The 9,179-nt window shown below is 59.1% G+C and carries 8 protein-coding genes; 7 read left to right on the top strand and 1 reads right to left on the bottom strand.

Annotation, left to right across the window (positions count from 1 at the left end; translation table 11 throughout):
• Positions 1–261, bottom strand: a 261-nt coding sequence (locus ACE4YL_RS04235; protein WP_461369266.1) for a helix-turn-helix domain-containing protein, incomplete at its 3' end; no start/stop codon positions are given.
• Between the two features lie 433 nt (positions 262–694).
• Here ACE4YL_RS04235 and tyrS point away from each other — a divergent pair.
• The 7 genes from tyrS (at position 695) to pckA (ending at position 9,133) form a co-directional block, all read left to right on the top strand.
• Complete coding sequence (tyrS, locus tag ACE4YL_RS04230; RefSeq protein WP_461360116.1) at positions 695–1,921, top strand: tyrosine--tRNA ligase; 1,227 nt, start codon at positions 695–697, stop codon at positions 1,919–1,921.
• A 129-nt stretch (positions 1,922–2,050) separates the two neighbouring features.
• Positions 2,051–2,512: a MarR family winged helix-turn-helix transcriptional regulator gene (locus ACE4YL_RS04225; protein WP_461359763.1), complete on the top strand. Its 462-nt coding sequence runs from the start codon at positions 2,051–2,053 to the stop codon at positions 2,510–2,512.
• Complete coding sequence (locus tag ACE4YL_RS04220) at positions 2,500–4,227, top strand: ABC transporter ATP-binding protein (protein WP_461359764.1); 1,728 nt, start codon at positions 2,500–2,502, stop codon at positions 4,225–4,227. The genes ACE4YL_RS04225 and ACE4YL_RS04220 overlap by 13 nt, the downstream gene beginning before the upstream one ends.
• Positions 4,224–6,080, top strand: a complete 1,857-nt coding sequence (locus tag ACE4YL_RS04215; RefSeq protein ID WP_461365117.1) for an ABC transporter ATP-binding protein — start codon at positions 4,224–4,226, stop codon at positions 6,078–6,080. The genes ACE4YL_RS04220 and ACE4YL_RS04215 overlap by 4 nt, the downstream gene beginning before the upstream one ends.
• An 8-nt stretch (positions 6,081–6,088) precedes the next feature.
• Positions 6,089–7,159: a tRNA 2-thiouridine(34) synthase MnmA gene (gene mnmA / locus ACE4YL_RS04210; RefSeq protein WP_461360122.1), complete on the top strand. Its 1,071-nt coding sequence runs from the start codon at positions 6,089–6,091 to the stop codon at positions 7,157–7,159.
• Between the two features lie 11 nt (positions 7,160–7,170).
• Positions 7,171–7,452 (top strand): DUF503 domain-containing protein, encoded by a 282-nt coding sequence (locus tag ACE4YL_RS04205; protein ID WP_461360114.1) that lies wholly within the window; start codon positions 7,171–7,173, stop codon positions 7,450–7,452.
• A 94-nt stretch (positions 7,453–7,546) separates the two neighbouring features.
• The gene (gene pckA / locus ACE4YL_RS04200) at positions 7,547–9,133 is read left to right on the top strand and encodes a phosphoenolpyruvate carboxykinase (ATP) (protein WP_461360113.1); all 1,587 of its coding nucleotides are present in this window, start codon (positions 7,547–7,549) and stop codon (positions 9,131–9,133) included.
• Positions 9,134–9,179: the final 46 nt, after the last annotated feature.

Raw genomic sequence — 9,179 nt, 5'->3', positions numbered from 1 at the left:
ACAGTTGGCCCTGTTCTTTTCGTAGACTGCTTGGCCGGTTTCCGGGTAGTAGCGTTGATGTGCCACTAAATTCGTATCCAGCTGTGTTGTTGTTCCTCGCTTGATTTCCCTGGCTATGGTGCTTGGGTGCCTTCCCAGTTCCCGGGCGATGGCCCTAACTGTTAGACCTTGGTCTAGGAGGGCACTGATTTTACCTCGCTCGAACGCAGAGAAATGTTTAAACTTGCTACGAGATGTGGTATTCTTATGTTCAGGAACCATAGCTAAACCCTCCGTATCGTGTTAGTTTGGTTACCAACATCATACAGGGTTTCTGGCTGTGGTTCCATTCATTTCTTCGTGTTGCATTTCATTCTACAATGAGCCAAGTGAACAAAAGGGGGAGAGGTGCTTGACGGTTCAGCCTTGACTGTGGTAGAATTTTGGCAACACTGATCGGGGCAATGAAGGAGCGCAGTAGCCAACCATGGGTACTCAGAGAGCAGGCTGGGTGGTGCGAAGCCTGTAGAACATGGTGGCGGGGCCCGGCTCCGCCAGGCGAATTACACTCTGGAGCTTGAGCAGGAGACTGCTCCGGGCGCCACCCGTTAGCATGGCTAAGAGGCGCGCCGCCGGCGTGTGAATTAAGGTGGTACCACGGGTTCTCTCGTCCTTAGGATGGAGAGAATTTTTGTTTTAGGGAGGGAGGATGGTCATGAGCAACGTACTGGACGTGTTGGAAGAGCGAGGGTATGTGGAACAGATCACCCACCGGGAGGAGCTGCGGGAACTTTTGGCCAAAGGGCCGGTTACCTTTTACATCGGCTTTGATGCCACCGCCCCCAGCCTGACTCTGGGGCACTTGATCCCCATCCTGAGCGCGCTTCATCTCTACCGCGCCGGCCACCGGCCCATCATGGTCGTGGGCGGGGGCACCACCATGGTGGGAGACCCTTCCGGTAAATCGGAAATGCGGCAGCTGCTTAAGCCCGAGACCATTGCCGAGAACGTGGAAAGGTTTCGCGAGCAGTTTTCCCGTTTCTTCAACTTCGAGGATGGATCGGCCATCCTGGTGAACAACGGGGACTGGCTGCTGGACCTGAATTTCATGGATTTTGTGCGGGAGATCGGCAGGCACTTTACGGTAAACCGCATGCTGGCCATGGAAGCGTACAAATCCCGGTTGGAGGCGGGGCTGACCTTCTTGGAATTCAGCTACCTCTTGATCCAATCCTTCGACTTCCTGGAGCTGTTCCGCCGCTACAACTGCCGTCTGCAGCTGGGGGGCAACGACCAGTGGTCCAACATTTTGGGCGGCTGTGAACTGGTGCGCCGTGTGGAAGGGGAAGAGGTGTACGGCCTCACTTTGACCCTGCTGACAACTGCCACCGGCGTCAAGATGGGCAAGACCGAGGCGGGCACCGTATGGCTGGATGCCGAGCGGACCAGCCCCTATGAGTTCTACCAGTACCTGCGCAACGTGGATGATGCCGATGTGGAGAAAACACTGGCCCTGCTGACCATGCTGCCCATGGAGGAGGTGCGCCGCTTAGGCGCCCTGGAAGGTTCCGCGATCAACCAGGCGAAAGAGGTTTTGGCCTTTGAGGTGACCAAGTTCGTCCACGGTGAAGAGGAAGCCCGCAAAGCGCGGGATGCCGCCAGGGCCGTCTTTGGCGGGGGCGGCACCCACGAGGGCATGCCCTCCACAACCCTCCCCCGGGGGCGCTTCGCCGAAGGGATGGATATTGTTACCCTGCTCGCCGAGACTTCCCTGGTTTCCAGCCGCAGCGAAGCCAGACGCCTGATTGACCAGGGGGGAATCACCCTGGGCCAGGAGCGGGTGGAAAGCATCGACCGGGTGGTAACCCTGGAGGATTTCAGCGGGAACGAGCTGATTATCCGCAAAGGCAAAAAGATCTACCATCGGGTGATCGTGCAGTAGGAAGAATGGTGGAAAAAACATGCCAAAAAAGCTAGGGCAACCTAGCTTTTTTGTTGATCCGGAGGTAGTTTTGGGATAGAATAATTTGTGTTGCGAACTATTATCCTACCTGATAAGGGAGTGAACGGGGTGGCCCAGGGAGATCTTGTCCTGGAATTTATGGAAACCCTACAGAGCCTGAAGATCTGCGGACGGGAGTTTTTCCGCTGTTCGGCACCTGTGGGGGGCAGCGCCCTGCGGCTGCTCTTTCTTCTGCACCACCGCGTGGGGGAAGACTGCCCAGGCCTGCAGCCCTCGGAGTTGGGGGATCTGCTTAAGCTGACCCGACCCACCATCACCTCCCTGGTGAACACCTTGGAGGAGCAGGGTTTGGTGGAGAGACTCAGCGGTGATGGGGATCGAAGGGTGGTCTATGTGCGGCCCACTCAGCGGGGTTCTGCCCTGGTCCGCAGCGCCAAAGAGGAAGCATCCCGTTGTCTTGGGGAGTTCATGGACTACTTAGGTGAAGAGGATGGGCGACAGCTCATGCGCCTGCTGCGCCGGGCGCGGACCTTCTTCGAGGAGAGGAACCAAAAAAGATGTGGAGACTGAAGCAGTACATCAAGCCGTATTTACCCACAGTGATCGTCGTTTCTGGCCTGGTCTTTCTGGAGGTTATGGCCACCCTGCGGCTGCCCGACCTTATGAGCCGCATCGTGGATGAGGGGATTGCCTTAGGCAATATCAGCCTGATCTGGCGGACCGGAGCCGTGATGCTCGCGGTAGCCCTGGCGGGGGTTCTCTGTTCCATCGTAGGCAACTACCTGGCCTCCCGGGCGGCGGGAGGCTTCGGTAGGGATGTGCGCCTGGCGGTATTCAGCCGGGTGGGGGAGTTCTCCCCCCGGGACTTTGATCATTTCGGCGCCCCGTCCCTGATCACCAGGACAACCAACGACGTGCAGCAGATCCAGAACATGTTCCGCATGAGCATGCGGATGGCCATGCGGGCACCGCTGATGGCCGTGGGGGGCGTGCTCATGGTGGTACGTAAAGATGCCCAGCTGGCCGTGATCCTCCTGGGCCTAATCCCCATTATGGCAGTTTTGGTCTTTTTGGTTATGTCTAAGGGTGTGCCCCTGTTCAAAGGCCTCCAGGAGAAGCTGGACCGGCTGAACTTGGTGGTGCGGGAACAGCTCATGGGGGTGCGGGTAATCCGGGCGTTCAACCGGGAAGACGATGAACGGGCCCGCTTTGCCCAGGCGAACCGAGATCTGACCCAGACCGCGCTGAAGGTGAGCCGGATCATGATCACCCTCATGCCCCTTTTGGGCTTGCTCATCAACCTGACTAACATCGTGATTATCTGGTTTGCCGCCCAGCGCATTGATGCGGGACTGATGCAGGTGGGAGATCTGATGGCCTTCCTGCAGTACACCATGCAGACCTTCATGGCCGTGATGATGCTCTCCATGATTTTTGTGAACTTGCCCAGGGCTTCCGCCTCTGCCCAGCGGATTGTGGAAGTGCTTTCCACTGAACCCTCCATCCAAGATACGCCGCAGGCCCGGACCCTGTCCTCCCCCCGGGGTGAGGTGCGCTTTGCCGGGGTTACCTTTTCCTATCCAGGTGCAGAAAAGCCCGTTTTGAGCGACATCAGCTTCACCGCCCGACCGGGGCAGGTGACTGCCATCATCGGCGGGACGGGTTCAGGGAAATCCACCATTTTGGAGCTGCTGCTGCGCTTCCATGACCCCGATGCGGGCCGGATTACCCTGGATGGAGTGGACCTCAGGGACCTGGCCCAAAGTGAGCTGCGGGCCCAGATAGGCTATGTGCCCCAGCAGGCGGTGCTCTTTTCCGGAACCATCGCCTCCAACATCAGAAACGGCAGACTGGATGCCGGCGAGGAAGAGGTGGCCGAGGCAGCCAGGATCGCCCAGGCTCTGGAGTTCATTGCCGAAAGGGAAGAGGGTTTCCAAAGCGAGGTGGCCCAAGGGGGGACTAACCTTTCCGGCGGGCAGAAGCAGAGGCTGTCCATTGCCAGGGCGCTGGTGCGCAGGCCCAAGATCTATCTGCTTGACGATTCCTTTTCTGCCCTGGATTACAAGACCGATGCCCGGCTGCGCCAGGAGCTGGCTAAGGCAGCCCGGGATGCCACAGTGATCGTGGTGGCCCAGCGGGTGAGCACCATCATGCACGCGGACCAGATCCTGGTTCTGGATGCCGGGCGGATCGTGGGCCAGGGAACCCACGAATCGCTGCTGCGGGACTGCCCGGTGTACCAGGAAATTGTGGCATCTCAGTTCGGAGAGGAGGCTGCTTCATGACCAGGCCTGTAGCGGGAAGGGGCCAGGGCCGCGGGGGCGGTTTCGGCCCCCGGGGCATTGGGCGCCCCGTGGAAAAAGCCAAGGATTTCAAGGGAACGCTGCGCCGCCTCTTGGGCTATCTGCGGCCCCATAGGTGGAAGCTGCTCGTGGTGCTGGCCGCCACCATCCTTGGGAACCTCTTCAGCATTCTCAGCCCTAGGATCATGGGCCAAGGCACAACCATCTTGTTTGAAGGGATGATGGGACGCCTGCAGGGTACGGGTGTCGGCGTGGATTTTGCCGCCATCGGGCGCATCCTGCTGCTTTTGGGCGGCACCTACCTGTTCAGCACGCTCTTCGGCTATGTGCAGCAGATGGTCATGGTCAGCGTGGCCCAGCAGACCGTGTACAACCTGCGGGAAGACGTGAGCAGCAAACTGGCTCGGCTGCCCCTGAAGTACTATGATGCAACGGCCCACGGCGATACCTTAAGCCGCATCACCAATGACGTGGATGTGATCAGCCAGAGCCTCCAACAGAGCGTGATTCAGGTTTTGGCTTCCCTGGTATCCATGGTGGGGGTTACCGCTATGATGCTCAGCATCAGCCCCGTACTCACCCTGCTCACCATGGGCATGCTGCCCCTCAGTGCGGGGCTCAGCGTGTTCATTGCCAGCCGTTCCCAGAAGTATTTCGTACGGCACCAGCGGATCCTCGGTGAGCTCAACGGCCATGTGGAGGAAGCGTTTACCGGGCACCGCATCGTCAAGGCCTATGGTTTGGAACAGGAAGTGACCTCTGCCTTCGTCCAGGTGAACGATGAACTCTATGGGCAGGACTGGAAGGCGCAGTTTGTCTCGGGTACCATCATGCCCCTGATCCGCTTTGTGGGCAACCTGGGCTATGTGGTGATTGCCGTAGCCGGTGGACTGTTTGCCGCCCAGGGAGCGCTCACGGTAGGCCATGTCCAGGCCTTTTTGCAGTACTCCCGTCAGTTCGGCATGCCCATCACTGAGCTGGCCAGCATCGCCAATGTTCTCCAGTCCACCGTGGCCGCGGCGGAACGGGTCTTCGAGCTCTTGGATGAAGAAGAAGAGCCGGCGGATCCCCCAAAGGCCTTGACCCTTTCGAGCCCCCGGGGAGAAATCAGGCTCAGCGGTGTGAATTTTGGCTACGAGCCAGGTCAACCCGTGCTCAAGGACGTGAACCTGGAGGTGCAGCCGGGGCAGCTGATTGCCATCGTGGGGCCCACGGGCGCGGGCAAAACCACTTTGGTCAACCTGCTCATGCGCTTTTACGATGTGGACTCCGGGGCGATCTACTTCGACGGGCATGATCTGCGGACAATCAAGCGGGGCAGTCTGCGCACCATGTTTGGCATGGTGCTCCAGGACACCTGGCTGTTTGAGGGAACCATCAAGGAGAACATTGCCTACGGCCGGCCGGGCGCGACCGATGAGGAAATTGTGCAGGCGGCCAAGGCAGCCTATGTGGATCACTTTATTCGCACACTGCCCCAGGGATATGATACTATCTTAAGGGGCGATGCTTCAGGCATCTCCCAGGGGCAGCGCCAGCTGCTCACCATCGCCCGGGCGATCTTGGCTGACCCGGTGGTGCTCATTTTGGATGAGGCCACAAGTTCCGTGGACACCCGCACTGAGCGTTTGATTCAGCGGGCCATGGCCAGGCTGATGGAGGGGCGCACCAATTTCGTCATCGCCCACAGGCTCTCCACGATCCTGGATGCCGACCGCATCTTGGTGATCAATGAGGGCGAGATAGTGGAGCAGGGGACCCATGAGGAACTTTTGGCCCGGGGCGGGTTTTACGCCGAGCTCTACAACAGCCAGTTTGTGGCTGCAACGGCTTAAGGAAGGTGTTGGAAGTGCCGCGTGTAGTGGTGGGAATGTCCGGGGGAGTGGATTCCTCCGTCGCCGCACTGGTGCTGAAAGAAGCAGGCTATGAAGTCATAGGTATCTTCATGAAGAACTGGGATGAGCGGGATGAAAGCGGCTTGTGCACAGCGGATGAAGACTATGATGATGTGCGGCGGGTCTGCGATCAGATCGGCATTCCGTATTATACAGTGAATTTTGAACAGGAGTACTGGGATCGGGTTTTCGTCTATTTCCTGGAGGAGTACAAGCGGGGGCGCACGCCCAATCCCGATATTCTGTGCAACAAGGAGATCAAGTTCAAGGCTTTCCTGGAAAAGGCCCTGGATCTGGAGGCGGATTACTTGGCCACGGGGCACTACGCCCAAATCGGCAGGGAGAACGGTTGGTATACCCTGCTCAGGGGAGTGGATGCCAACAAGGATCAATCCTACTTCCTCTACACCCTGGGCCAGAAGCAGCTGGCCAGAACTCTGTTTCCCATTGGGCACATGACCAAAGAGGAAGTGCGGGAAAAGGCCAGGCAGGCTGGGCTTCACACCGCGCACAAAAGGGACAGCACGGGCATCTGCTTCATCGGGGAGAAGAACTTCAAGGAGTTTCTCTCCCGCTACCTGCCGGCCCAACCGGGGGAGATCCGCAGCGTAGACGGTGAGCTCAAGGGCTACCATGATGGGCTCATGTACCATACCCTGGGGCAGCGCAAGGGCTTGGGGATCGGCGGTGCCGGAGAGCCTTGGTTTGTGGTGGGCAAGGACCTGACTACAAATACTCTGGTGGTGGCCCAGGGTCGGGATCACCCTGCCCTATACAGCGGGGCCCTGCGGGCGGTGGACCTGAGCTGGGTACGGGGCGAGCCCCCCGGGGAGCGCTTCACCTGCACCGCCAAATTCCGCTACCGGCAGGCAGATCAAGAGGTGACGGTGCACATTACCGGGGACGGCGCGCACGTGGAGTTCCACAGGCGGCAGAGGGCCATTACCCCCGGTCAGGCAGTGGTCTTTTACCAGGGCCCCATCTGCCTGGGTGGAGGAACCATCGAAGAAGCGTGGTAGGAGGAACTGACATGCTGGTGGGTACCTTGAGAGTGGAAGTATACATCCCCGGAGCCACATCCCTCAAGGATAAACGGCAGGTGGTCAAGGGTATGATCCAGAAGGTTCAGCACCGCTTTAACGTGTCCATCGCCCAGCTGGACGGAGCGGATCTGTGGCAGAGGGCCACCATCGGAATCGCCATGGTGGGCGCAAGCCGCGAGCATGTGGAGCGGCAGCTGCAGCTGGTTTTGAACTTCCTTGATGCCGAACCCCGCTGGAGTGTGACCCAGGTGGAAATCGATTGGTGTTGAGAGGTTTTCGCGCTCGCATAGGGAAGAGGTATGGAGAGGAAGGAACTAGCACCGCAGTTTCCAACCAAGATGCAGCAAGGAGGTTTATGCAGAAATGACAGAAGCTAGAACATCCAGACTAGCGGCAGTATTGAACCGGCCCAGCACTCGCTTCAATTTGTCGGCACCTCAGTTGGTGGAAGCCGCGCTCAGGCGGGGGGAAGGCAGGCTTTCTTCCACCGGCGCTTTCTCCACCACAACGGGGAAATACACCGGACGTTCGCCTAACGATAAGTTCATAGTGGAAGATGAAGTCACCCGGGATACGGTGGCCTGGGGCAAGGTTAACGTGCCCTTCAGCGAAGAGAAGTTCCACAAGATCTACGACCTGGTGCTGGACTTCCTGGAGCAGCGGGATGAGCTGTTTGTCTTTGATGGGTATGTGGGCGCCCACCCCGATCACAGTATGCCTCTGCGGGTGATCAACCAGTACGCCTGGCAGAATCTCTTTGCCCGTCAGCTGTTTATCCGTCCGCCCCGGGAAGCCCTTCAGGGCCATGAGCCCCAGTTTACGGTTATTGCTGTACCCGGCCTCCAGGCCGTCCCTGAACGGGATGGCACCAATTCGGAAGCCTTTGTCATCGTCTCCTTCAAGGAGCGGGTGGTGCTCATTGGCGGCACCGCCTACGCCGGGGAAATCAAGAAGTCCATTTTTACTGTGATGAACTATCTTCTGCCCAGGGATGGAGTTTTGTCCATGCACTGCTCGGCGAACGTGGGTGCAGATGGTCGCACCGCCCTCTTTTTCGGGTTATCGGGGACGGGCAAAACCACCCTTTCTGCAGATCCCCAGCGCAGGCTGGTGGGGGATGATGAGCACGGCTGGTCCGAAGGGGGCATCTTCAACCTGGAGGGCGGCTGCTACGCCAAGTGCATCAACTTGTCCCGGGAGCATGAGCCGCAGATCTGGGATGCTATCCGCTTCGGCGCGGTTTTGGAGAACGTGGTCCTGGATCCCCACGAACACATCGCCGATTACGCCGACGGCTCCCTCACGGAAAACACCCGGTGCGCCTATCCCCTGGACTACATCCCCGGCAGGGTGGATCCCAGCATCGCGGGCCATCCCACCGCGGTGGTTTTCCTCACCGCCGATGCCTTTGGGGTTCTGCCCCCCATCAGCATCTTGGAAGATGAGCAGATTATGTACCACTTTATCTCCGGTTACACCAGTAAGCTGGCGGGCACCGAACGGGGCATCAAAGAGCCAGAGGCGACCTTTTCCGCCTGCTTCGGCGAGCCTTTCCTGCCGCTTAGCCCCTTGAAGTATGCGGAGATGCTGAAAGAGCGGGTAAACAAGCACGGGGCCAAGGTGTTTTTGATCAACACCGGCTGGTCCGGCGGCCCCTATGGCGTTGGGCAGCGCATCTCGCTGAAACACACAAGGCGCATGGTGACCGCGGCCCTCTCGGGCGAGCTGGACCATGTGGAAACGCGCCTGGATCCCATTTTCGGCTTCAAGGTACCCGTGAGCTGCCCAGATGTACCCAGCGAGATTCTGGATCCCAAAAAGACCTGGGACGACCCCGCGGCTTACGACGCCAAGGCCCGGGAGCTGGCCAAGGCTTTCCAGGCCAACTTCCAGGCGAAGTATGCCGGCTTGGCGCCGGAGGTACGCGCGGCGGGGCCCCGGCTGGACTAAAGGTTTGCCGGAGGCGGGGTATCCCGCCTCCTCCCTTGGGTACAGA

This window comes from Candidatus Darwinibacter acetoxidans (genome assembly GCF_041936445.1).
Classification (GTDB): Bacteria; Bacillota; Limnochordia; order Darwinibacteriales; family Darwinibacteriaceae; genus DTU010.
Note: the sequence above shows the minus strand (reverse complement) of the source record. Positions and strands in the feature narration are given on the sequence as shown.

What these genes read in the sequence shown, in the direction of transcription:
- tyrS (WP_461360116.1), top strand. Translation starts at nt 695, where the DNA reads ATGAGCAACGTACTGGACGTGTTGGAAGAGCGAGGGTATGTGGAACAG.
- ACE4YL_RS04220 (WP_461359764.1), top strand. Translation starts at nt 2,500, where the DNA reads ATGTGGAGACTGAAGCAGTACATCAAGCCGTATTTACCCACAGTGATC.
- ACE4YL_RS04215 (WP_461365117.1), top strand. Translation starts at nt 4,224, where the DNA reads ATGACCAGGCCTGTAGCGGGAAGGGGCCAGGGCCGCGGGGGCGGTTTC.
- ACE4YL_RS04205 (WP_461360114.1), top strand. Translation starts at nt 7,171, where the DNA reads ATGCTGGTGGGTACCTTGAGAGTGGAAGTATACATCCCCGGAGCCACA.
- pckA (WP_461360113.1), top strand. Translation starts at nt 7,547, where the DNA reads ATGACAGAAGCTAGAACATCCAGACTAGCGGCAGTATTGAACCGGCCC.